The organism is Xanthomonas rydalmerensis, assembly GCF_033170385.1.
Classification (GTDB): Bacteria; Pseudomonadota; Gammaproteobacteria; order Xanthomonadales; family Xanthomonadaceae; genus Xanthomonas_A; species Xanthomonas_A rydalmerensis.
The window spans coordinates 746,740-768,965 of sequence record NZ_CP126170.1; the positions used below are offsets into that span (position 1 = coordinate 746,740).

Here is a 22,226-nt window from a genome sequence, read left to right on the forward strand (position 1 = left end):
ACCTAGTCTAGCGGTCGCCGCAAGCGCGTCCCGGGCGCCAGGAGTTGCGTGCGATTGCTGCCCGCAAACTGATAAACCGGTCGTAAATAGCTGCCCCGCTTGGAGAATCGAATTTATCCACACGTGCTGTGGATAAAGCTGTGCATGACCGGCATGCTCCACGCCGTGAAGACGGACTCACAAGCCTCTGCAACGAGTTGGACAAAAAAGCGCCAATCGCATTTGTTCTTTATAAAACAACGAGTTGGCCGTGAAACACGAATGCAACATGGTTTGCCGGGGGGCTTGACAAGACCTGTCCCAGGCCAATCCTGGCGCTGTGCACAACCTGCCGCCGCCGTGGCCGTGGATGAGCCGATCGGGGCGCTGCTGTCAAGCGCGCGGTGTGGCGGCTGTCTCGCTATCATCGCGCCGATGATGGAGTTCCGATGACCGCCACGTCCCCTTCCGACGGCGTGGCCGCACCGCCCGCCCTGGCCGCGTTCCTGCGCGGGATCGAACGCCGCGCCGCGGTCCTGGCCGACCTGCAGAGCGGCCGGCCCGAACGCGGCACGCCGGCCCTGGCGGCGGCGATGCGGGCGTTCCGCAGCCACGCCGCGGCGCTGCCGATGGCCGACTGGCCGCTGCGATTCTGGAAGCTGCTCGGCGCGGTGCCGACCCTGCGCCAGGCCGATGCCGCCGAGGGCGCCTGGCCGGCGCCGTTGGCGCATCTGCGCACCCTGCAGCCGGCCGACCGCCTGGCGCTGCTGCTGCGCATCGTTGCCGGGCTGGACGAGCCGCTCGCCGCGCAGGTGCTGCAGTTGTCCACCGAGGACTACCAGCAGGCGCTGGCGCGGGCTTGCCCGCGCGACGCCGGTGGGCATCCGGATGCGGCGGGCTGGCGCGCGCTGGCCGATGCGGCGCAACAGTGCCTGCGCGACCTGCCGCCGGCGCGGCTGCAGGCCCTGGCGCAACTGCGCGATGCGGCGATCGCCGGCAGCACCGCCTCGCCGGCGCTGGCGCCGGCCAAGGCTTCTGCCCCTGCTGCCGCCGCCGCACGTCCGCGCCGCCGCGGGGCGCGCTCGGCCCTGCGCACGCGCCTGGCCGGAGCGGTGATCGCCGTCGTGGTCCTGGCCCTGGTCGGTACCGTGTTCTGGGACCGCCTGCCGTGGCACCGTTCCCGTGCCGCCGCCGCGGCCGGTGGCAGTGACGCGAGCCTCGCGCTGGGCGATACCGGCCCGGTGCAGGTGGAAGTGCTGCCGCCGGAATCGGACACCGCCAGCGCGCCGCCGCTGCCGGCCGAACCGCCGGCGCCGCTGCCGGAGCCGGCGATCTACGACCTGGATTTCTACGCGTGGTACGCGGCCGGCGCGCCGCCGCCGCGGATCGAACGCAGCGCCCCCAGCGCCGCCGAGCTGGCCGAGGCCGCCGAAAACCCGCCGGCCGCTGCCATGGCCCCGGCCATCGCGCCCGCCGCAGCGGCGAACACGCCACCGGCGCTGACCCCGGCGCAGTTACGCGCGCGCCAGGCTGCCTGGGACGCGCTGCCGGCGGCGGCGCAGGCGCGCCTGCGTCAGGTCGCCACGGCCTTCGCCGGCCTGCCGATCGAGCAGCAGCACAGCTTGCACGCGCAGTTTGCCGAGATGGACGCGCTGGAGCGCCACGGCTGGTTGCTCGGGCCGGAACTGGGCGCCGAGTTCTGGGCGCTGCAGCCGCTGCTGGGCTACGTGCCCGCGGCGCAGCGGCAGGCGCTGCTGGGGCTGCTGCGCAGCCTGCCGGCGGACCAGCGCGAGCATCTGGCGCTGCTGTCGCAACGCACCCCGCCGCAGGACCGCGCGGCCTTGCGCCGCGACCTGCTGGCGCAGGGCACCGACAGCCGCGGGGCCTGGTTGAAGCAGCGCGCCGCGCGCTGAGCCGCGGGTTCGGCGCTTGGGCTTTCCGGGTCCCCGGTCCCGGGCCCCGGGTCCCGGCTCTTCTGCAGTGATCCGCCGCAGCGGGTAGAATGCGCGGCCTCCGCCACCCGGTGTCCGGCGCTGTCTGCGCGGCCGCAGTGGCGAGATCGCCAGAGTCTTGCAATGTTTTCGTCTTCCACCCCGGCCACGGTCCGGGGCCGCGAACTGCGCAGCACCGCGCAGCTCGCCCTGCCGCTGGTCCTGGGGCACGTCTCCACCGGCCTGATCAGCTTCGTCGACAATGTGATCGCCGGCCACCACGGCACCCGTACGCTGGCCTCGGTAACGGTCGGCACGGCCCTGCTGTGGCTGCCGATGATGATCCCGATCGGCACCCTGATCGCCCTGACCGCCTCGGTGTCGCATCTCGACGGCGCCAGGCGCCACGCGCAGATCGGCCCGCTGTTCCGCCAGGCGCTGTGGCTGTCGCTGGGCCTGGGCCTGCTGATGTTCGCGTTCCTGAGCGTGATGCCGATGGCGCTGCCGCAACTGGGCATCGCCCCGGAGATCGTGCCCGGCGCGCGCGACTTCCTGCTTGCGATCCGCTGGGGCGTGCCGGCGCTGGTGCTGTACTTCTGCATGCGCTACCTCAGCGAAGGCATGCACTGGACCCTGCCGACCATGCTGCTCGGCTTCGGCGGCCTGCTGCTGCTGGCGCCGCTCGGCTATGCGCTGACCTTCGGCCTGTGGGGCCTGCGCGAGCACGGCGCCGGCGGCCTGGGCATGGCCTCGGCGATCATGATGTGGGCGCAGGCGCTGTGCTTCGCGATCTACCTGGCGCGTTCCAAGCGCTTTGCGCCGTTGCGCCTGTTCGCGCAGTTCGAGGCGCCGGACCTGCACGCGATCGTCGGGCTGCTGAAGACCGGCTTGCCGATCGGCGTGACCATCCTGATGGAGGGCGGCCTGTTCATCGTCACCGCGCTGCTGATCGCGCGGCTCGGCGAGGTGCCGGCGGCCGCGCATCAGATCGCGATCAACGTCGCGCAGCTGTGCTTCATGGTGCCGATGGGCGTGGCCGAGGCGACCACGGTGCGGGTCGGCCGCGCCGCCGGTGCCGGCGATGCGGTCGGCGTGCGCGGTGCGGCCTGGGCCGGCTATGCGATCGTGCTCGGCACCCAGGCGCTGTCGGCGCTGGTGCTGCTGTTCGGCCACGACGCCATCGTCGGCGTGTACACCAGCGACCTCGCGGTCGCCGCGCTGGCCTCCACGCTGCTGCTGTATGCGGCCACGTTCCAGTTCCCCGATGGCCTGCAGGTGCTGTCGGCCGGCGCGCTGCGCGGCCTCAAGGACACCCGCGTGCCGATGCTGTTGGCCCTGTGCTCCTACTGGGGCCTGGGCATGCCGCTGGGCGCCGGCCTCGGCCTGTGGCTGGGCTGGGGACCGCAGGGCATGTGGATCGGCCTGATCCTGGGCCTGACCGCGGCCGCGGTGATGATGGGCGCGCGCTTCCGCTGGAGCAGCGCGCGGCTGCTGGCCGCGTCGGCGACCCCCTGACTTCAGACGCATGTGCGGCGCCTGACGCAGCCGGTATGCTGCGCAGGCGCAAGACGCCTTCCCTTCGGAGTTTTCCATGAACCAACCCGTGCGTCGCAGCCCCGTCGCCAACTTCTTCGTCGGCCTGTGGGATGTGATGAACTTCACCCGCCGGTTGATCCTCAACCTGGTGTTCTTCGGCTTCCTGTTGCTGATCCTGCTGGTGATGGTGTTCGCCATGGCGCGCGGCGACGGCGCCAAGACGCTGCGCGACCGCACCACGCTGCTGATCGCGCCGGAAGGCAAGCTGGTCGAGCAGTTCAGCGCCGACCCGGTCAGCCGCGCGCTGGCCAAGGCGATGAACGACAAGGGCGCGCAGGAGATCCAGTTGCGCGACCTGGTGCGCGCGATCGAGGCGGCCAAGACCGATCCGAAGATCGAGCGCGTGGCGCTGCGTCTGGACAAGCTGCAGCCCAGTGGCTTCGCCTCGATGCGCGAGGTGGAGCGCGCGCTGCAGGACCTGCGCAGCTCCGGCAAGCAGATCGTCGCCTACAGCGACAACCTGAACCAGTGGCAGTACCTGCTGGCCGCGCAGGCCAACGAGGTCTACCTGGACCCGATGGGCTCGATGACCCTGGAAGGCCTGGGCCGCTACCGCCAGTACTTCCGCGAGGGCCTGCAGGACAAGCTCGGCGTGGACGTGCACCTGTTCAAGGTCGGCGAGTACAAGTCCGCCGCAGAGCCCTATGTGCTCGACGCGGCCTCGCCGGCGTCCAAGGAAGCCGACCTGTTCTGGATGAACGACGTGTGGCAGCGCTACGTGGCCGACATCGCCAAGGCGCGCAAGCTCAGCGCCGAGCAGATCACCGCCGGCATCGACACCATGCCCGAGGGCGTGGCCGCCGCCGGTGGCGACCTGGCCAAGTTCGCCCTGCAGCAGAAGCTGGTGGACGGCCTGAAGACCCGCGAGGACGTCGAGCAATTGCTGACCAAGCGCGGCGTGGCCGACGACGATGCCGACACCGGCTACCGCAACGTCGACCTGGACGGCTACCTGCAGCAGTTGGACTTGCGCCGCTCGCCGGTGGATTCGCGGCCGCAGGTGGCGGTGGTGGTCGCCGCGGGCGAGATCAGCGGCGGCGAACAGCCGGCCGGCCGCATCGGCGGCGAGTCGACCGCGGCGCTGCTGCGCCAGGCGCGCGACGACGACGAGGTCAAGGCGGTGGTGCTGCGGGTGGATTCGCCCGGCGGCGAAGTGTTCGCCTCCGAGCAGATCCGCCGCGAGGTGGTGGCGCTGAAGGCCGCCGGCAAGCCGGTGGTGGTGTCGATGGGCGACCTGGCCGCGTCCGGCGGCTACTGGATCAGCATGAACGCCGATCGCATCTACGCCGACCCGTCGACGATCACCGGCTCGATCGGCATCTTCGGCATGATCCCCAACATCACCCGCACCCTGGACAAGATCGGCGTGCATACCGACGGCGTGGGCACCACCCGCTTCGCCGGCGCGTTCGACGTGACCCGGCCGATGGATCCGGCAGTGGGCCAACTGATCCAGTCGGTGATCAACAAGGGCTATGCCGACTTCACCGGCAAGGTCGCGCAGGCGCGCGGCAAGTCGGTGGAGGCCATCGACCAGGTGGCGCGCGGCCGCGTGTGGAGCGGTGCGCAGGCCAAGGAGCGCGGGCTGGTGGACGCGTTCGGCGGCTTCAAGGACGCGGTGGCCGATGCCGCTGCGCGCGCCAAGCTGGGCGGCCCGGACAAGTACCGGGTGCGCTATGTGGAGAAGCCGGCCACGCCGTTCGCGCAGTTCGTCGGCGGGTTCGCCGGCAGCCGCCTGGGTGTGTGGATGCTGAGCGACTCGGCGCTGGGCCATGCCCTGCTGGCGCGCAGCATGCCGGAGCTGGACACCCAGCTGCGCTTCGTCAAGGACGCGGCCGACACCCGTCCGGGCGCGCCGGTGAAGGCGCTGGCCTACTGCTTCTGCGGTCTGTGAGCCGGCACTGAGCCGATGGCGGCGCGCCCTCGCGGGCGCGTCGCCTGATCCCTGCAACGCCGGCCCCAGTGGCCGGCGTTTTTCATTGCGCCGTGGCGGCGTCGAGCGCGGCGTTCTGCGCCGCCGCGGCGCGGTCGAGCGTGGCCTGGGTCTGCTTGGCGCGGTCCAGCGGCTGGGCGATGGCGGTGCGCAACGCGCTGGCCTTCGGCGGTGGCGGTGCATCGGGCGGTTGCGGCGGCGTCGGCTTGCATGCGGCCAGCACTGCGAGCAGCGGCAATGCCAACGTCATCCTGCGCAGTGGTGCGGACATGGCGGCGACCTCCTCGAGGGTGGAGGTATCATCCTACGCCTCCCATGTGAGCACACAGGCACGCACATGCAGCACCGTTGGCGGCTGGACGGACAGACCGCGCTGATCACTGGCGCCAGTGCCGGCATCGGCCTGGCGATCGCACGCGAACTGCTCGGGTTCGGCGCCGACCTGCTGCTGGTGGCGCGCGACCTCGATGCGCTGGAAGCGGCGCGCGACGAGTTGCGCGAGGCCTTTCCCGAGCGCGAGATCCTGGCACTGGCCGCCGACGTCGCCGACGACGAGGACCGCCGCGAGATCCTGGACTGGGTCGAGGACCATGCTGACGGCCTGCACCTGCTGATCAACAACGCCGGCGGCAACGTCAGCAAGGCCGCGGTGGACTACACCGAGGACGAGTGGCGCGGCATCTTCGAGACCAACCTGTTCTCCGCGTTCGAACTGTCGCGTTACGCGCACCCGCTGCTGGCGCAGCATGCGGCCTCGGCGATCGTCAACGTCGGCAGCGTGTCCGGGCTGACCCATGTGCGCAGCGGCGCGCCCTACGGCATGACCAAGGCGGCGCTGCACCAGCTCACCCGCAACCTCGCCGCCGAATGGGCCGAGGACGGCATCCGGGTCAATGCGGTGGCGCCGTGGTACATCCGCACCCGCCGTACCTCCGGCCCGCTGTCGGACCCGGACTACTACGACCAGGTGATCGAGCGCACGCCGATGCGCCGCATCGGCGAACCGGAGGAAGTGGCGGCGGCGGTCGGCTTCCTGTGCCTGCCGGCGGCCAGCTACATCACCGGCGAATGCATCGCGGTGGACGGCGGCTTCTTGCGCTACGGGTTCTAGCGGTTCAGTCGCTGCATGGCGGTTGCGCGCGCGGTGTGCCAGGCGAAAGGCGCTGCGCAGTTCGTTCGGGCGATACGTCGTCGGGACTGAAGTCCCTCCCACAAGCGTGCACGCTCTCCGTGGTGGAACGGTTCTCGTGCCTGCCGGCGGCCAGCTACAGCACCGGCGAATGCATCGCGGTGGACGGCGGCTTCTTGCGCTACGGGTTCTAGCGGTTCAGTCGCTGCATGGCGGTTGCGCGCGTGCAGGGCACCAGGCGAAAGGCGCTGCGCAGTTCGTCCGGGCGATACGTCGTCGGGACTGAAGTCCCTCCCACAAGCGTGCACGCTCTCCGTGGTGGAACGGTTCTCGTGCCTGCCGGCGGCCAGCTACATCACCGGCGAATGCATCGCGGTGGACGGTGGCTTCTTGCGCCACGCGTTCTAGCGGTTCAGTCGCTGCATGGCGGTTGCGCGCGTGCAGGGCACCAGGCGAAAGGCGCTGCGCGGTACGTCCCGCGATGCGTCGTCGGGACTGAAGTCCCTCCCACAAAAGTGTGCGCACTCAGGGTGTTGGACCGGCCATGGCGGCGAGCGCAGGCGCCCATCCGCCGCGGGTGCGACTGAACCGCGTCAGGGCGAGGTCGTCCGCTCCGGCTCAGGCTGATCCGGCGCACCGCAGTTGCTGCCCTCGAGCAGGTGCTGGCGACGTTCGAACTCCGTGTGCAGCGCCTCGGCATGGTCCGGCACGGCGAAGCGCCAGTGCGTTTCGGCTTCGGCCACGTAACTTTTCCAGGCCTCGCATAGCTGTTCGGTGGGCAGTGGCTGGCACTGGTCGCGCAGCACTTCGCAGGCGCTGCCACCGGCTTGGTTGGGGCCGCCGTCCAGGTCGGTCGTGCTCAGTGGGACGCAACGCGGCGGCGGTTCGGCGACCTCGCCGATGTAGGACTGCTGCTCGCGCGTGGTGCAGGTGTACAGCGGCGGCGGTGGCAACATTGGTAGCGGTGGCGGTACAGCAGCCGTGGTGTCGGCCGGGGCCGATGCGTCCGCAGGCGTGGCGGCACTCTTGGTGCTCGGAGGCGACGATGAAGCAGGCTTGGCGGCGAGCGTGCTCGGCAGTGCGGCGCTGCTGACGCCTTGCATGACCTTCTTCTGCTGGCGCATGCCCTTGGGGCAGGGTGCGTTCTGGATGGTCAGGTTGTCCTGCGCGTCGGTGCAGCGATAGAACACCACCGGTTCGGCGTACGCGGCGCCGGCGCAGCTCAGCGCCGCGGCGAGGCAGAGGGCGCGGCGCATCAGCTGCCGCCGCAGTCGCGCGCCAGGCGCGCATCGATGCCGCGCTGTTCGGTTTCCATCGCACGGCGCTCGCTCTGCAGCGCGCTGTTGTAGCGACGGATCAGTTCCCAGCGGCGGTCGCTCAGGCGTGCGCAGACTTCCTGCTCGGGCAGTGCCGTGCAGGTGTCGCGAATCATCGTGCTGCCGGCCGGCACGATCATGCCGGCGCCGGCGGCCACCCCCGGCGGCGGTGGTCCGGGCGGGCGCGGGCCACCGTGCGGAGGCGGTCCCGGCGGGCCGGGCGGACGGCCATCGGGGCCACGCCCGGACGGCCGCGCGTACGGGCCCTCGGCGTAGCCATAGGCCCACAGTGGCACCCAGCGCGGATTGCCGGCGTTGTCGTCGCTGGTGTAGCGCGCGCCTTCCGGGGTCACGCACTCGTACATCGGCTGCGGCGGCTGCACGGTGACGATGCGGAGTTCGCGCTGCGGCAGCGGCGCCGGGGAGGCGTCCGCGCGTGCCGGATCGGTGCTGATGGTGGTAGTCGGCCGCGGCGGCGGGTCGCGCGGCCGCTGCATGTCCAGCACCTGCTGCTGGCGCGCGTTCTCGCAGGGGGCGTTTTGCAGGCTGACCGCGCCGGAGGCGGCGATGCAGCGGTAGATACGCACCGACGTGTTGCCGCCATCGCTGCTGATCGTCTGCGTCTGTTGCGCCCAGCCGGCGCCGATCCAGGGCGACAGGCTCAGCAGCAGCAACGGGCGGAGAAGGAGGCGCATGCGCGCATCTTGCGCGCCTTGGGCGGCCAGGGAAAGGGTGGTGGGTGTGGGATTCGGGACGATGGTGTTGCGACAGTGCCGACGTGTTGCTCTGTCTATCCGAGGCTGCGCCCGTACCCTCATCCGCTCCGTGGGGCACCTTCCCCCGAGAGGGGGCCATGGTCCCGAGGGGAGAAGGAGAAGCCAAAGCCCCTCTCCCACCGGGAGAGGGGTTGGGGTGAGGGTGCGGGCGCGAAGCGCCACGCCGAGCTGTCTATCCGAGGCTGCGCCCGTACCCTCATCCGCCCCTGCGGGGCACCTTCCCCCGAGAAGGGGGCCATGGTCCCGAGGGGAGAAGGGAGAAGCCGAAGCCCTCTCCCACCGGGAGAGGGGTTGGGGTGAGGGTCCGGTGCGCGAAGCGCCCGCGTTGATCCACCGCGCCGTTGCCGCCAGGCATCAATGCAGGGGACGGCGGCGGCGTCCCGCGCCGGAGGCCAGCGCCTCAGGCGCGCAGGATCTCGCCGCTGGCGGCGTCGCGGATCGGGGTGGGCTGGGCCAGGCCGCCGGTCTCGCCATCGATCAGGCCATCCAGGTCGCGCAGCACCAGCGGATCCAGTTCGCTGCGCTGCCGCGCCGGCGGCTCGCTGGCGCGGTTGGCGCTGGTCGACACCAGGGCGCCGCCCCAGGCCCGGCACAGGGCGGCCACCAGCGGATGCGCGCTGATCCGCACGGCGATGCCCTGGTGCGCGCCGGTGATCCAGGGCGGTGCGTGCGCGGCGGCGGGCAGGATCCAGGTGTGCGGTCCCGGCCAGCTGGCCAGCACCGCGGCCAGCCGGTCCGCCGGCAAGGCCGACAGGTCGAGCAGCGGGCGCAGCGGATCCAGTTCGGCAGCGACCACGATCAGGCCCTTGTCCACGGGCCGCTGCTTGATCCGCAGCAGGCGGGTCACGGCGGTCTCGTCGTGCGGATCGCAGCCCAGGCCCCACACGGCTTCGGTGGGATAGGCGATCACGCCGCCCTTGCGCAGGACGGCGACGGCATGGCTCAGGGACAGGTCGGTCATGCGCGCATCATGCGGCACGTCCTCGTCTAAGGACAATGAGGGTCGGTTGGGCGGGACTCGGGATTTTCGCAAGTCTCCGGCTCGCCGCTTTTCTGTGGGAGGGGCTTCAGCCCCGACGCCTTACCGATAACGCGTCGGGGCTGAAGCCCCCCCACGGAAAAACCGCGGTGTCGCGATCTTCAGGCGCTGAGAGACGCCGTGGGCACCGCGAGAAGCCGGCTCGGAGGCCGCGCTCGTCCTATCCGAGGGGGCGCATCGGGCCACCCTGGACCATCCGCAGAGCGGCTCAGCCGCCCTTGACCACGGTCTTCTTCGCTGCCTTCTTCACCGCTTTCTTGGCGGTTTTCTTCGCGGCTTTCTTGACTGCCTTCTTCGCTGCCGGCTTGGCCGCGGTGTCGGCGGCGGCCTTTTTCGCTGCGCTCTTCTTCGGCGCGGCTTCCTTCTTGGCGGCGGCCTTCTTGGCGCCGAAGCCCTTGCGCACCGGCTTGCCGGTTTCCTCCAGCAGCTTCTGCACTTCGTCCAGGCTCAGCGAGGCCGGCTCGCGATCCTTGGGGATCTTGCCGTTGAGCTTGCCGTCGCTGATGTACGGGCCGAAGCGGCCGTTGAGCACCTGGATGTCGCTGCCGGGGAATTCCTTGATGATGCGGTTGCGCGCGATCTCTTCCTTCTCCTCGATCAGGAACACCGCACGGGCCAGATCGATGGTGTAGGGATCGTCTTCCTTCTTCAGCGAGGCGTAGACGCTGCCGCGCTTGGCGAACGGGCCGAAACGGCCGATGCCGACGCTGACCTCCTCGCCCTTGTCCTGGCCGAGGCTGCGCGGCATCAGGAACAGCTCCAGCGCCTCCTCCAGGGTGATGGTGTGCATGCTCTGGCCCGGACGCAGCGAGGCGAACTTGGGCTTGTCCTCGGCGTCCTCGGCGGTGCTGCCGATCGCCGCGTACGGCCCGAAGCGGCCCAGGCGCACGCTCACCGGCTTGCCGGTCTTGGGGTCGGTGCCGAGCTCGCGCGCGCCACTGGCTTCGGCGCGATCGACCGATTCCTTCTTGTCTTCGACCAGCTCCTTGAACGGTTCCCAGAAGCGCGACATCAGCGGGATCCATTCTTCCTCGCCGCGCGAGACCGCGTCGAGCTCGTCCTCGAGCTTGGCGGTGAAGTCGTAGTCCACGTACTGGGTGAAGTGGCTGGACAGGAACTTGGATACCGCGCGGCCGACGTCGGACGGGCGGAAGCTGCGGCCTTCCATCTCCACGTACTTGCGGAACAGCAGGGTCTGGATGATCGAGGCGTAGGTCGAGGGACGGCCGATGCCGTACTCTTCCAGCGCCTTCACCAGCGCCGCTTCGGTGAAGCGTGGCGGTGGCTGGGTGAAGTGCTGCTCGGCCAGGATGCGTTCCAGCGGCACGCGGTCGCCGGGCTTCATCGCCGGCAGCTTGCGGCCCTCGTCCTCGTCCTCGGCGCTCTTGTTGTCCTTGCCTTCCTCGTACACGGCCAGGAAACCGGCGACGACCACGGTGGTGCCGCTGGCGCGGAACACGTGTTCGCTGCCGGCCGACAGGTCGACGCTGACGGTGTTGAGCGTGGCCGGGATCATCTGGCAGGCCACCGCACGCTTCCAGATCAGCTCGTACAGCTTGCGCTCGTCGTCGGTCAGGAAGCGGGCGACCTGGGACGGGGTGCGCAGCGCCGAGGTCGGGCGCACCGCTTCGTGCGCTTCCTGGGCGTTCTTGGACTTGGTCTGGTAGGTGTTGGGCTGGTCCGGCAGCGAGGCGATGCCGTAGTCGCGGGCGATCACGTCGCGGATCTCGGCCAGCGCGTCCTGCGACAGGTTGACCGAGTCGGTACGCATGTACGAGATCAGGCCGACCGTGCCTTCGTCGCCGATCGCCACGCCTTCGTACAGCTTCTGCGCGACCTGCATGGTCTTGCGGGTGGTGAAGCCGAGCTTGCGCGAGGCTTCCTGCTGCAGGGTGGAGGTGGTGAACGGCGGCGCCGGGCGGCGCTTGCGCTCCTTGCTGGCCACGTCGGTGACATGCAGCGCGCCCTGCGCGGCCTGCTGGATGCGCAGGCGCGCGGACTCGGCGGTGTCGCCGTCGGTGATCGTGAACTGCTCGAACTTCTGCCCGTCGAGCTTGATCAGCTTGGCGTTGAAGTGCTGCGAGGGATGCGCGCAGTCGGCGGCGATGGACCAGTACTCGCGGGCGATGAAGGCTTCGATCTCCTCCTCGCGTTCGACGATCATGCGCAGCGCCGGCGACTGCACGCGGCCGGCGGACAGGCCGCGCTGCACCTTGCGCCACAGCACCGGCGACAGGTTGAAGCCGACCAGGTAGTCCAGCGCGCGGCGCGCCTGCTGCGCGTCGACCAGGTCGCCGGCGATCTGCCGCGGCTGCGCCATCGCTTCCTTGATCGCGCGCGGGGTGATTTCGGTGAACACCACCCGGTGCAGCGGCTTGCCCTTGAGCAGCCCACGCTCCTGCAGGATCTCGGCGATGTGCCAGCTGATCGCCTCGCCCTCGCGGTCCGGGTCGGTCGCCAGGTAGATGTCTTCGGCCGCCTTGGCCGCCTTGGCGATGGCCTCCACGTGCTTCTCGTTCTTGTCGATCAGCGCGTAGCGCATCGCGAAGCCGTCGTCCGGATCCACCGCGCCTTCCTTCGGGATCAGGTCGCGCACGTGCCCATACGAGGCCAGGACGTGGAAATCCTTGCCGAGGTATTTGTTGATCGTCTTGGCCTTGGCGGGCGATTCGACGATGAGCAGGTGCTTGGACATGGCGGGTTGGGCTTCGATGGGCGTGGGCGGACGCCCTGGGGGCGGTAGGGTGGCGCAATTGCTCCGGTTAGTGAAGCGTTGCGGTCTTGCAGAGAAGCCGACGCCCGGGGCGCAACCCCCGGGCGTTCAGCTACGGCGCTTATTTATTAGTGGGCATGTCCGGCGCCCACTGTCAAGCCGGTGCCGGCCGGCCGGGTCGCCGTGCAGGTGGCAGTGCGGCTCCCGGAGCCTGCCGGACTCAGTGCCAGCCGCCCTTGGCGGCCATGCCGATCGCCAGCGCCACCAGCAGCACCACACCCGTCATCAGCAGGCCGAACAGCGACAGGATCACCACGGTGACCGTGCCCAGCTTGCGCTGCTGCCATTCCGGGTGGTCGGTGTAGGCCCACTTGTCCACCACGAGGGTGTCGCAGAGCATGTCGTGCAGGGCCTGCTTGCGCTCGGTGAAGGCCGCCATCAACAGGCCGATGCCCAGGGTCAGGCTGCTCAGCATGAAGCCGAAATAGCGGCCGACGCCGCGAGCCACGGTGATGCGGCTGCCGTCGGTGCGCACCACCTTGATGCCGACCGCCATCTTGCCCAGCGTGGCCTGCTTGGTGGAGGCGTGGAACAGGCCGTAGTACAGCGCCGAGATCGCCATCGGCAGCAGGTACAGCAGGAGCAGCATGACGATGCCGGCGGCGGTGGCGAAGTCGGGCTGCTTGCCGAAGCCGCTGATCCCGAAGAAGCCCAGCATCACCACGAACTGGATCACGTTGGCGACGATGCCGACCAGGAACGCGTCGATCAGGTAGGCGGCCACGCGCTTCCAGAAACCGGCCTGCACCACCTCGCCGCCGCCGACCACCCGCACACCGCCGTCGAGCACGGCGCTGGGCGCTGCGTAGGGCGATGTCGCCGTGGCGGGGGCGGTCCAGGCGTCGGGCACGGCCGGGGTCGGGGCGGGCGGCGGCACTTCTGCGCCGGCCTCCGAGAGGGCCGGCGCAGGGGCCGGGGCTGGCGCCTGGGTCAGGCCGAGTTCGTCGACGAACTCGGCCAGGGGGCGCCATTCGCTCAGGCCTTCGCGCCAGACCAGGGTGGACAGCCCGATCTCGCCGCGTTGGAAGCGCTGTTGCAGGTCGGCGGCCGCGAGCGGCCCATGGCGCTGCTGCGCCGCATCGGCGTAGTACCACTCAGTCATTCTTTTCCCCGGGAATTGCAGTCGAAAACGGTGCGCCGGTCAGCCGCCGCGGCAGTGGACCGGCAGGTCGCGGTCGTCCAGATCGGAACTGCAGTTCCAGGCGGACGTGCGCTCATCGTAGTCCAGCCACAGCGCTTTGCCATCCAGGCGCTTGTGCTCGGGCAGGCGCAGCGTGGCTTCCAGGCCGCAGTGGCCGTTGTCGAAGCGGCCGATCCGCACCTGCGCGATGGACGTGCCGGCATAGCTCTGCGGGGTGCCGAAGCCGGTGTCCCCGTTCACCGCGCAGCGGTGCTCCTGCGCGGCGAACGCGGCGATCTGGTCCTTCAGCGGCGCCAGGTCGCCAAGCGCCTGCGCGACCTTCGCGCGGGCCAGATAGTCCTGATAGGCGGGCAGGGCGATCGCGGCGGCGATGCCCAGGAACGCGACCAGCAGCACGCCGCCGACCGCGCCGACGATGGCCATGATCGCGCAGCCGGACAGGCCGCTGCGTGGCGCAGCGACGGCAGCCGGGCCCGCGGGAGCGGCTGCCTGGAGCGGCGGCGGCAAGGGGGGCGGAGCGGGCGCGTCGGGCAGGCCCAACTCGGCGGCGACCGCGTGCAGTGGCCGCCACTCCGGCAGGCCTTCGTGCCAGACCAGGGTCTCGCGCTGCAGGCGACCGTCGTGCAGGCGTTCCAGCAGGGCGGGCGCCGACAACGGGCCGTGCCGCTCGCGTGCGGCATCGACGTAGTACCAGAGCGTCGGGGAGGGAGTGTCTTCGTGCATCCGTGCGCGACCGTCAGCGACTCAGTGAACCGGCTCCGGCTCGTCGACGAACATCTGCGTTTCCATCCACGCGTACGCCGCCTCGGCACCGGGCTGGTTGAACAGCACCATCAGCACGACCCACTTCAGGTCGTCCAGGTCCAGCTCGTCCTGGTCCAGGGCCATGGCCCGGTCCAGCACCAGTTCGCGCTGGTCGCTGTCGAGGATGCCGTGTTGCTCCAGGAACAGCAGGAAGCCACGGCATTCCACGTCGAGCTTGTCCAGCTCCGGACCGTGGTAGATGCGGATCGGGCCATCGATGCGCGGCTGCGCCACGGCCGGGCGCTGGTCGGCCAGGGCGTCGAGCCAGTCGAACGCCTTGCTGATCTCGGTGGGGCTGAAACCGGCCTGGATCAGGCCATTCTGGAGGGAGTCGCGGTCGCGGACCGGATCCGCGTCTTCGCTGAAATAGTGTTCGAACAGGTACAGCAGGACATCCAGAATGCTCTCTTTCATTGCCCCTCGGCCTGCGTCGCGAGACGCTGTGGAGGTGAAGAAACTAGGGTTTGCGGGTGTAACGACCGCGTTCGACCGCCACGTAGCCATCCAGTTCCATGGCCAGCAGCATGGAGGACGCCGCTGCGGCCGTCAATCCGCTGCGTGCGATCACTGAATCCATACAGATGGGGTCGTGGCCCAGCGCCTGCCACAAGCGCTGGTAGTCGGGATGGGGAAAGGCCGGTGCGGCGGCGCGCGCGATGCTGGTTCCCTGTGTGGGGGCGTTCAGGCGCCCGCGCAAGGCGTCGGCGAGTTCGGCGGCCAGGGGCGCAACGCCTGCCAGTATTTCGTCGGCGCGTTCCACCAGCCCGGCGCCGTCGCGGATCAGCCGATGGCAGCCGCGCGCCAGCGGGTTGTGGATCGAGCCGGGCAGGGCGAACACCTCGCGCCCGGCCTCGGCGGCCAGCCGCGCGGTGATCAGCGCGCCAGAGCGGGTGGCCGCCTCGATCACCAGGGTCGCCAGGCTCAGCCCGGCGATGATCCGGTTGCGTGCCGGGAAATGGCCCGCCCGCGCCGGCGTGCCGGGCGGATGCTCGCTGACCACCGCGCCGCGTTCGGCGATCTGACTGCGCAGGGCGGCATGCTGGCGCGGGTAGGCCAGGTCGGGACCGGTGCCGACCACCGCCACGGTCAGCCCGTCCGCGCGCGACAGCGCTGCCCGGTGCGCGGCGGCATCCACGCCGCTGGCCATGCCGCTGGTCACCGCGAAGCCGGCCGCGGCCAGGGCCAGGGCGAAGCCATAGGCGTTGTCGCGGCCGCCGGCGCTGGGCGCTCGGCTGCCGACCACGGCCACGGCCGGGTGCCACAGCACCGAGGGGTCGCCGTCCACGTACAGCGCCAGTGGCGGGTTGGGCGTACGCCGCAGCAGGGCGGGGTAGTCGGCATCGTGGCAGCCGAGCAGGTGCCGACCTGGCTGCGCCAGCCAGCGCTCGGCGGTTTCCAGCGCGGTGCGGTCGGGCCGCTGCAGGGCGGCGATCTGCGCTGTATCCAGGCCGGCGGCATGCCAGCCGGCAGGACCGGCGGCCAGCGCCGCGGCCGGGCTGCCGTGCTGTTCCAGCAGCCGCCGGCGTGGGGCGCTGGCGCCGGCGGCCAGCGACAGGCGCAGCAGCGCCGGATCGGTGGGTGTGTGGACGGGGGCGGTGGCCGGACTGGACATGCGCTCAGCCTAGGCCGCACACGCAGACGGCGCCCTCGGGCGCCGTCTGCAATCGCTGTAGGGGGATGCCTTGGCGACGGGTCAGCGTGCGTCCGGGTGCTTGACGTCGTAGCCGATCCGGGTCGGCTTGATGCCGTCCATCACCAGCGCGTAGCTGACCTTGTCGAAGGTGCGGAACACCATCGCGTGTGCGGCGTACTCGTCCGGCAGCGCCACGGTGGTACCGCTGCCGCCGGTGAAGCCGTCGTCGGCGCGCGAGGTGTTGGGGTGGCGCACGCGGTCGTTGACCCGGGTGCCATGGCGCCACAGCGACACCACGGTGCCGTTGTCGATGCCTTCGCGGCGGCCGCCGGAGATGGCGATCACGTCGCGCGGGCCGGCCGCACTGAAGGCGTCGGCCACCGCCAGCACCCGCAGGCCGGCTGCCATCGCCTGCTCGGACGGCGGATGCGGCACGAACTGCAGGTCGTAGGGCTGCGCCTCGACCGGGATCAGGCGGTCGCCGGCACGCACTTCGCGGGCGTTGTCCTGCAGCAGCAGGCCGGTGGCCTGGCGGCCGTCGGCGGACACGCGGGCGACGGTGCCGATGTTGACCTGGGCCAGTTCGTAGCCGAGAGACTCGCGGCGCTTGTCCGGCGGCACGAAGGTCTGCCACAGGTTGCCGCTGCCGGGGATGCTGCGGCCTTCGGCGTCGAGGTCGTCGCTGAGCTTGGGCAGCAGGTAGCGCACGGTCGGGCGGACCACGGCGTAGCGCTGCCCCGTCTGGGCCTGGCCGAGGCCGACCGCGTAGACCAGTTGCCCGTCGGTGGCGCGCAGCCGGTTGTCTTCGGTGCCGACCACGTAGGGCAGGTTGTCGATGCGGTCGACCACGCGCAGGTTCTTCAGGAACGGCTCCACCTGCGCCAGCGGGATCGCGTCGATTGGCGCGTCCTGGCGCGGGCCCGGCTTGACCTCGGCGTGCGCCACCCGGTCCAGGTAGGCCAGGCTGAGCACGTCGCCGGGGTAGATCAGGTGCGGGTTGTGCACCTGCGGATTGGCCTGCCAGATCTCCGGCCACAGCCAGGGCTTGCCGAGGAAGCGCCCGGCGATGTCCCACAGCGTATCGCCCTTGCGCACCACGTAGGTGTCGGGGTGTTCGGCAGCCATGCTGGCGGAAGCAGCGTAGGTCGCCACGGTGAGCATCGCCACGGCGACGACCGTACGGAGTCGATTGAACATGAGCGCGGAGCCTGATTCCCCAACAGGTTCGCGCACTATAGTGCAGAACCCTGGTGCGGGCGCAAGCGCCGGGCGCAGAAACGGGTAGAATCCGCAGGTCTTGCCGAATCGTCCGGCGCCCCCATCTTGGGTACCGCTATGGCCCTGCTCCCCATTCTCGAATTCCCCGATCCGCGCCTGCGTACCAAGGCGGTGCCGGTCGACGCCGCCGAGGTCACCTCCGCAGCCTTCCAACGCCTGCTCGACGACATGTTCGAGACCATGTACGACGCGCCGGGCATCGGCCTGGCGGCCAGCCAGGTGGACGTGCACAAGCGCTTCATGGTCATCGACGTCAGCGAGGAGAAGAACGCCCCGCAGGTGTTCATCAATCCGCAGATCGTGCAGCGCGACGGCGAACAGGTGTACCAGGAAGGCTGCCTGTCGGTCCCCGGCATCTACGCCGACGTGACCCGCGCCGACGCCATCACCGTGCGCTACCTGGACCGCCAGGGCCAGCCGCAGGAACTGAGCACCGACGGCCTGCTGGCGGTGTGCGTGCAGCACGAGATGGACCACCTCGACGGCAAGCTGTTCGTCGACTACCTGTCCCCGCTCAAGCGCGAAATGGTACGCAAGAAGCTGGCCAAGGCGCGCAAGCACGTGGCCTGACGGCCGGGATTCGGCATTCGGAATGGGGGATTCGTCAGAGCGATCGGATCCCTTCCGGTCGCCGAGCCCCGCCGTTGCGAATCCCCACTCCCCAATCCCGAATCCCTGCCCAATGAAACTCGTCTTCGCCGGTACGCCGGACTTCGCCGTGCCGTCGTTGCGCGCGGCTGCGCAGCGCCATGAAGTGGTCGCGGTCTACACCCAGCCGGACCGGCCCGCCGGGCGCGGCCGCGGGCTGACCCCGTCGCCGGTCAAGCTGGAAGCGGTGGCGCGCGGCATCCCGGTGCTGCAGCCGCAGACGCTGCGCGCGCCGGAGACGCTGCAGGCGCTGCGCGCGCTGCAGCCGGACCTGATCGTGGTGGTGGCCTACGGGCTGATCCTGCCCAAGGCGGTGCTGGCGATCCCGACCCATGGCTGCTGGAACGTGCATGCCTCGCTGCTGCCGCGTTGGCGCGGCGCCGCGCCGATCCAGCGCGCGATCGAGGCCGGCGACAGCGAGACCGGGGTATGCCTGATGCAGATGGAAGCGGGGCTGGACACCGGCCCGGTGCTGCTGTCGCAGCGCACCCCGATCGGTGCCGACGAGACCGGCGGTCAGTTGCACGACCGCCTGGCCGCGCTCGGCGCGCAGGTGTTGGCCGACGGCCTGGGCCTGCTGCGCGCCGGCCTGCGCCCGGTGGCGCAGCCGCAGCCGCAGGACGGCGTCACCTATGCGCACAAGCTGGACAAGGCGCAGGCGCGGCTGGACTGGCAGCAGCCGGCGGCGCAGTTGGCGCGGCAGGTGCGCGCCTTCGATCCGTGGCCGGTCGCCGAGGCGGTGCTGGCCGGCGAGCGGGTGCGGGTGCGCGGCGCGATCGCGCTGGACCTGGCGCACGGGCAGCCGCCGGGCACGGTGCTGACCGCGTCCAAGCAGGGCATCGACATCGCCTGCGGCCAGGGCGCGCTGCGCCTGCGCGTGCTGCAGCGCGAAGGCGGTAAGGCGATCACCGCGGCCGACTACCTCAACGCACGCCGCGACCTGCCGGTCCTGGCCTGAGGCGTCGGCCATGCCTGCGTACGCCGCGTTGGGCCAGGCGGGCGCGGCCTTGGCCGCGTCCTCGCTGAGGTGTGGGCGGGCCACCGCTTCGCGCATCTCCGTCATCCCCGCGCGCAACCACGAAGCGGCATGCGCGCGAACGGATGACGCGTCCTGGAGCGTCTGCCGATGACCATGACGCCCATCGCTGCGTGGCCGCCGGGCGTGGCCCCGCGGGTGGTCGCCGCCCGCGTGCTGACGGCGGTGATCGACCGCGGTCGATCGCTCAAGGCCGAACTGGCCGCTGCATTGCCGACCCTGCCGGATTCGCGCGACCGCGCGCTGGTGGAGGCGATCTGCTTTGCCGTGCTGCGCCGCCGCCCGGCCTACGAGGCGGCGCTGCGGATGTGGCTGCAGAAGCAGTTGCCGCAGCGCGACGCCGAACTGCGCGGGCTGCTGCTGGCCGGCTTCGCCCAGCTCGATGCGCTGGGCCTGGCGCCGCACGCGGCGCTGTCGGCGACGGTGGAGGCGACGCGCGCGCTGGATCGGCCACGCCAGGCCGGGCTGGTCAATGCGCTGCTGCGGCGTGCGCTGCGCGACGGGCTGCCGGCGGTGGCCGCCGACGCGGGCTGGCCGCTGTGGCTGCGCGACGCGTTGCACGCCGACTGGCCGCAGCAGGCCGAGGCGATCTTCGCCGCCAGCCAGCAGCCGGCGCCGCTGTGGCTGCGGGTCAACCGCCAACGCGGCACCCGCGACGCCTATCTGCAGGAATTGGCCGCGGCCGGCATCGCCGCACAGGCGTCGCCGCTGCTGGCCGATGCCATCCGCCTGGACACGCCGATGGCGGTGAGCGCCCTGCCGGGCTTTGCCGACGGGCGCGTCTCGGTGCAGGACGGCGCGGCGCAGCAGGTCGCCGACGTGCTGGCGCCGACGCCGGGCGCGCGCGTGCTCGACGCCTGCGCGGCGCCCGGCGGCAAGTCCGCGCACCTGCTCGAACGCGATCCCGGTCTGCGCCTGACCGCGCTGGATGTGGATGCGCGCCGCCTGGCGCGGGTCGGCGAGACCTTCGCGCGCACCGGTGCCGGTGCGCAGGCGCACCTGCAGGTCGCCGACGCGGCGCAGCCGCAGGACTGGTGGGATGGCGAGCCGTTCGACGCGGTGCTGCTCGACGCGCCGTGTTCGGCCACCGGCATCGTGCGCCGCCAGCCGGACGTGCTGCTGCATCGCCGACGCGAGGACGTGATCGCGCTGCAGGCGCTGCAGGCGCGCCTGCTCGACGCCGCCTGGCAGGTGCTGCGGCCGGGCGGGGTGCTGGTCTACGCCACCTGTTCGCTGCTGCAGGACGAGAATGCGCGGCAGGTGCAGGCATTGCTGGCGCGGCAACCCGGCGCGGCGCTGGAGGACCCGGGCGTGGCCTGCGGGCATGCCTCCGGCGGTGGCCGCCAGCGCTTCCCCGGCGAACAGGACTGCGACGGTTTCTACTACGCGCGGTTCCGCAAGACGGCATGAACCGGCCCCGGTATCATCGCTTCCCATGCTGAAGACCCGCGCCTCCCGAGAGTTCTGGTTGTTGGCCATCCTGGCCGTGCTGGTGCTCGGCGCCGGCCTGGGCCTGCGCGATCCGCACCCGGCCGACGAACCGCGCTTCGCGCTGGTCGCCAAGCAGATGGTGGAGAGCGGCAACTGGCTGTTCCCGCACCGCGGCACCGAGCTGTACTCGGACAAGCCGCCGATGCTGATGTGGCTGCAGGCCAGCTTCTACACGCTGTTCGGCAACTGGCGGGTGGCGTTCCTGCTGCCGTCGCTGCTGGCCGGGCTGGGTACGCTGGCCTGCGTCTACGACCTCGGCCGGCGCCTGTGGACGCGTCGCGTCGGCATGTACGCGGCCTATGCGTTGCTGTTCGCCTTCCACTTCACCTACCAGGCGAAGAAGGCGCAGATCGACCCGCTGGTGGTGTTCTTCATCACCCTGGCCAACTACGCGCTGCTACGCCACTTGTTGCGCGGGCCGGACTGGCGGCTGTGGGCGCTGGGCTGGTTCGCCGCCGGGCTGGGCACCATCACCAAGGGCGTGGGCGTGCTGGCGCTGCTGATGCTGCTGCCGGCCGCGGCGGCGTCGCTGGCGCACTGGCGCGGTGTGCGGGTCGGCCTGCGCGATGCGCGCTTCTGGCTGGGGCCGCTGGCGTTCCTGGCGGCGGTGTCGATCTGGCTGGTGCCGATGGTGGTCACCGCGCTGTCGAGCAACGCGCCCGAGTACCACGCCTACCTCAACGACATCCTGTTCCGGCAGACCGCCGGGCGCTACGCCAAGTCCTGGGACCACGCGCACGGGCCGCTGTACTTCTTCGGGGTGATGCCGAGCATGTGGCTGCCGGTGCTGCTGGCGCTGCCGTGGGCGATCCCCGCCTGGGCGCGGCGCTTGCGCCGGCGCGATGCGCGCTATCTGCTGCCGCTGGCCTGGTGGGCGCTGGTGGTGCTGTTCTTCTCGATCCCGACCGGCAAGCGCGACGTCTACGTGCTGCCGGCGCTGCCGATGCTGTGTCTGGCGATGGGGCCGCTGATCCCCGGACTGTTGCGCAAGACCGGGGTCAAGCGCCTGCTGCTGGCGTTCACCGCGCTGCTGACGCTGGCGCTCGGCGGCGTCGGTGCGGCGATCCTGCTGGGGCATGGCTTCCGCGCGCGGATGATGGAAGACCGCGGCATCGACCTGGCCACGGTGCAGGTGCTGGCCTGGGTCCTGCTGGCGATCGGCCTGTGGGGCGTGGCCAGCCTGGCCATGTTCGCGCGGCGCCGCCCGGAACTGGCGACGGTCTCGACCCTGACCATGGTCTGGGCGATGGCCGGCTTGCTGGTGTACCCATTGATCAACATGTCCAGTTCCGCGCGCGGGGTGATGGAGTCGGTCGGGCGCCGCATCGGCCCGGATGCCGAACTCGGCCTGGTCGCCTGGAAGGAGCAGAACCTGCTGATGGCCGACCGCCCCGCGACGACCTTCGGTTTCGTGGTGCCGTGGGAAGAGCAACTGCGCCGTGGCATCGCCTGGCAGGCGCAAGCGCCGCAGCGGCGCTGGCTGCTGGTGCAGGAGGCGGCGATGCTGGGCTGCGTCGACCGTCACGCCAGTGTCCTGGCCGGCGTATCCAACCGACGCAACTGGTGGCTGGTCCCGGCCAATGCCGTGCATGGCCGTTGCGTGGCCACTCAGGAAGACTTCGATCGCCTGCGCGAGCAGGACAAGGATCGCCTCGAATGAGCCGCGCCCGCGCGTTGCGGCTGCGTGGCGCGGGTGCCGCTGAAGGCCAGCGTGCCGCGCGGG

At 70.9% G+C, this 22,226-nt stretch carries 17 protein-coding genes and 3 pseudogenes; 10 read left to right on the forward strand and 10 right to left on the reverse strand.

All coding sequences use genetic code 11. The features are described from left to right. Positions 1-428: 428 nt before the first annotated feature. From QN245_RS03210 to sppA, 3 genes and pseudogenes are all read left to right on the forward strand, one after another. Positions 429-1,391 (forward strand): annotated as a pseudogene (locus tag QN245_RS03210) (hypothetical protein); the annotation flags it as partial. A gap of 663 nt (positions 1,392-2,054) precedes the next feature. Next, positions 2,055-3,425, forward strand: a complete 1,371-nt coding sequence (locus tag QN245_RS03215; protein ID WP_317844545.1) for an MATE family efflux transporter — start codon at positions 2,055-2,057, stop codon at positions 3,423-3,425. A gap of 76 nt (positions 3,426-3,501) precedes the next feature. After that, complete coding sequence (gene sppA / locus QN245_RS03220; protein ID WP_160965934.1) at positions 3,502-5,400, forward strand: signal peptide peptidase SppA; 1,899 nt, start codon at positions 3,502-3,504, stop codon at positions 5,398-5,400. Between the two features lie 82 nt (positions 5,401-5,482). On the opposite strand, the gene QN245_RS03225 is transcribed toward sppA, so the two are convergent. Continuing rightward, positions 5,483-5,710, reverse strand: coding sequence for a hypothetical protein (locus QN245_RS03225; protein ID WP_237475266.1), 228 nt, complete (start codon positions 5,708-5,710; stop codon positions 5,483-5,485). Positions 5,711-5,776: 66 nt separating this feature from the next. On the opposite strand from QN245_RS03225, the gene QN245_RS03230 reads away from it, so the two are divergent. From QN245_RS03230 to QN245_RS03240, 3 genes and pseudogenes are all read left to right on the forward strand, one after another. Next, on the forward strand, positions 5,777-6,550 hold the full coding sequence (locus QN245_RS03230) for an SDR family oxidoreductase (protein ID WP_160965935.1): 774 nt from the start codon (positions 5,777-5,779) through the stop codon (positions 6,548-6,550). Positions 6,551-6,681: 131 nt separating this feature from the next. Then, a pseudogene (locus QN245_RS03235) lies at positions 6,682-6,762 on the forward strand (SDR family oxidoreductase); the annotation flags it as partial. 133 nt (positions 6,763-6,895) lie between these two features. Then, a pseudogene (locus QN245_RS03240) lies at positions 6,896-6,976 on the forward strand (SDR family oxidoreductase); the annotation flags it as partial. 185 nt (positions 6,977-7,161) lie between these two features. Here QN245_RS03240 and QN245_RS03245 read toward each other — a convergent pair. The 9 genes from QN245_RS03245 to QN245_RS03285 form a co-directional block, all read right to left on the reverse strand. After that, positions 7,162-7,824, reverse strand: a complete 663-nt coding sequence (locus QN245_RS03245; RefSeq protein ID WP_317844546.1) for a DUF4124 domain-containing protein — start codon at positions 7,822-7,824, stop codon at positions 7,162-7,164. Next, the gene (locus QN245_RS03250; protein WP_317844547.1) at positions 7,824-8,579 is read right to left on the reverse strand and encodes a DUF4124 domain-containing protein; all 756 of its coding nucleotides are present in this window, start codon (positions 8,577-8,579) and stop codon (positions 7,824-7,826) included. The genes QN245_RS03245 and QN245_RS03250 overlap by 1 nt, the downstream gene beginning before the upstream one ends. A 481-nt stretch (positions 8,580-9,060) precedes the next feature. Continuing rightward, on the reverse strand, positions 9,061-9,621 hold the full coding sequence (gene tsaC / locus QN245_RS03255; RefSeq protein ID WP_317844548.1) for an L-threonylcarbamoyladenylate synthase type 1 TsaC: 561 nt from the start codon (positions 9,619-9,621) through the stop codon (positions 9,061-9,063). 286 nt (positions 9,622-9,907) lie between these two features. Next, a complete protein-coding gene (locus QN245_RS03260) occupies positions 9,908-12,394 on the reverse strand; it encodes a DNA topoisomerase I (protein WP_317844549.1) in 2,487 nt (828 codons plus the stop codon). A 238-nt stretch (positions 12,395-12,632) separates the two neighbouring features. Then, positions 12,633-13,574, reverse strand: coding sequence for an RDD family protein (locus QN245_RS03265; protein ID WP_317844550.1), 942 nt, complete (start codon positions 13,572-13,574; stop codon positions 12,633-12,635). A gap of 39 nt (positions 13,575-13,613) precedes the next feature. After that, complete coding sequence (locus QN245_RS03270; RefSeq protein ID WP_184447295.1) at positions 13,614-14,336, reverse strand: pilin; 723 nt, start codon at positions 14,334-14,336, stop codon at positions 13,614-13,616. A gap of 21 nt (positions 14,337-14,357) precedes the next feature. After that, on the reverse strand, positions 14,358-14,831 hold the full coding sequence (locus QN245_RS03275; protein WP_010340686.1) for a DUF494 family protein: 474 nt from the start codon (positions 14,829-14,831) through the stop codon (positions 14,358-14,360). A gap of 43 nt (positions 14,832-14,874) precedes the next feature. Beyond that, positions 14,875-16,029 (reverse strand): DNA-processing protein DprA, encoded by a 1,155-nt coding sequence (dprA, locus tag QN245_RS03280; RefSeq protein WP_317844551.1) that lies wholly within the window; start codon positions 16,027-16,029, stop codon positions 14,875-14,877. Positions 16,030-16,110: 81 nt separating this feature from the next. Further along, positions 16,111-17,247, reverse strand: coding sequence for a LysM peptidoglycan-binding domain-containing protein (locus QN245_RS03285; protein WP_184646137.1), 1,137 nt, complete (start codon positions 17,245-17,247; stop codon positions 16,111-16,113). 138 nt (positions 17,248-17,385) lie between these two features. On the opposite strand from QN245_RS03285, the gene def reads away from it, so the two are divergent. The 4 genes from def to QN245_RS03305 all read left to right on the forward strand — a co-directional run bounded on the left by def (position 17,386) and on the right by QN245_RS03305 (position 22,163). Next, positions 17,386-17,898: a peptide deformylase gene (def, locus tag QN245_RS03290; RefSeq protein ID WP_010340689.1), complete on the forward strand. Its 513-nt coding sequence runs from the start codon at positions 17,386-17,388 to the stop codon at positions 17,896-17,898. A 112-nt stretch (positions 17,899-18,010) separates the two neighbouring features. Further along, a complete protein-coding gene (gene fmt, locus QN245_RS03295; RefSeq protein ID WP_317844552.1) occupies positions 18,011-18,934 on the forward strand; it encodes a methionyl-tRNA formyltransferase in 924 nt (307 codons plus the stop codon). Positions 18,935-19,102: 168 nt separating this feature from the next. After that, the gene (gene rsmB / locus QN245_RS03300; RefSeq protein ID WP_317844553.1) at positions 19,103-20,422 is read left to right on the forward strand and encodes a 16S rRNA (cytosine(967)-C(5))-methyltransferase RsmB; all 1,320 of its coding nucleotides are present in this window, start codon (positions 19,103-19,105) and stop codon (positions 20,420-20,422) included. A gap of 25 nt (positions 20,423-20,447) precedes the next feature. After that, a complete protein-coding gene (locus QN245_RS03305; RefSeq protein ID WP_184447289.1) occupies positions 20,448-22,163 on the forward strand; it encodes an ArnT family glycosyltransferase in 1,716 nt (571 codons plus the stop codon). Positions 22,164-22,226 lie beyond the last annotated feature (63 nt).

Coding starts and splice junctions, on each gene's coding strand:
- QN245_RS03265 (WP_317844550.1), bottom strand. CDS start 13,574: ATGACTGAGTGGTACTACGCCGATGCGGCGCAGCAGCGCCATGGGCCG.
- QN245_RS03285 (WP_184646137.1), bottom strand. CDS start 17,247: ATGTTCAATCGACTCCGTACGGTCGTCGCCGTGGCGATGCTCACCGTG.
- QN245_RS03215 (WP_317844545.1), top strand. CDS start 2,055: ATGTTTTCGTCTTCCACCCCGGCCACGGTCCGGGGCCGCGAACTGCGC.
- QN245_RS03250 (WP_317844547.1), bottom strand. CDS start 8,579: ATGCGCCTCCTTCTCCGCCCGTTGCTGCTGCTGAGCCTGTCGCCCTGG.
- tsaC (WP_317844548.1), bottom strand. CDS start 9,621: ATGACCGACCTGTCCCTGAGCCATGCCGTCGCCGTCCTGCGCAAGGGC.
- QN245_RS03260 (WP_317844549.1), bottom strand. CDS start 12,394: ATGTCCAAGCACCTGCTCATCGTCGAATCGCCCGCCAAGGCCAAGACG.
- QN245_RS03225 (WP_237475266.1), bottom strand. CDS start 5,710: ATGTCCGCACCACTGCGCAGGATGACGTTGGCATTGCCGCTGCTCGCA.
- QN245_RS03305 (WP_184447289.1), top strand. CDS start 20,448: ATGCTGAAGACCCGCGCCTCCCGAGAGTTCTGGTTGTTGGCCATCCTG.
- rsmB (WP_317844553.1), top strand. CDS start 19,103: ATGACCATGACGCCCATCGCTGCGTGGCCGCCGGGCGTGGCCCCGCGG.
- QN245_RS03245 (WP_317844546.1), bottom strand. CDS start 7,824: ATGCGCCGCGCCCTCTGCCTCGCCGCGGCGCTGAGCTGCGCCGGCGCC.
- def (WP_010340689.1), top strand. CDS start 17,386: ATGGCCCTGCTCCCCATTCTCGAATTCCCCGATCCGCGCCTGCGTACC.
- sppA (WP_160965934.1), top strand. CDS start 3,502: ATGAACCAACCCGTGCGTCGCAGCCCCGTCGCCAACTTCTTCGTCGGC.
- fmt (WP_317844552.1), top strand. CDS start 18,011: ATGAAACTCGTCTTCGCCGGTACGCCGGACTTCGCCGTGCCGTCGTTG.
- QN245_RS03270 (WP_184447295.1), bottom strand. CDS start 14,336: ATGCACGAAGACACTCCCTCCCCGACGCTCTGGTACTACGTCGATGCC.
- QN245_RS03275 (WP_010340686.1), bottom strand. CDS start 14,831: ATGAAAGAGAGCATTCTGGATGTCCTGCTGTACCTGTTCGAACACTAT.
- dprA (WP_317844551.1), bottom strand. CDS start 16,029: ATGTCCAGTCCGGCCACCGCCCCCGTCCACACACCCACCGATCCGGCG.
- QN245_RS03230 (WP_160965935.1), top strand. CDS start 5,777: ATGCAGCACCGTTGGCGGCTGGACGGACAGACCGCGCTGATCACTGGC.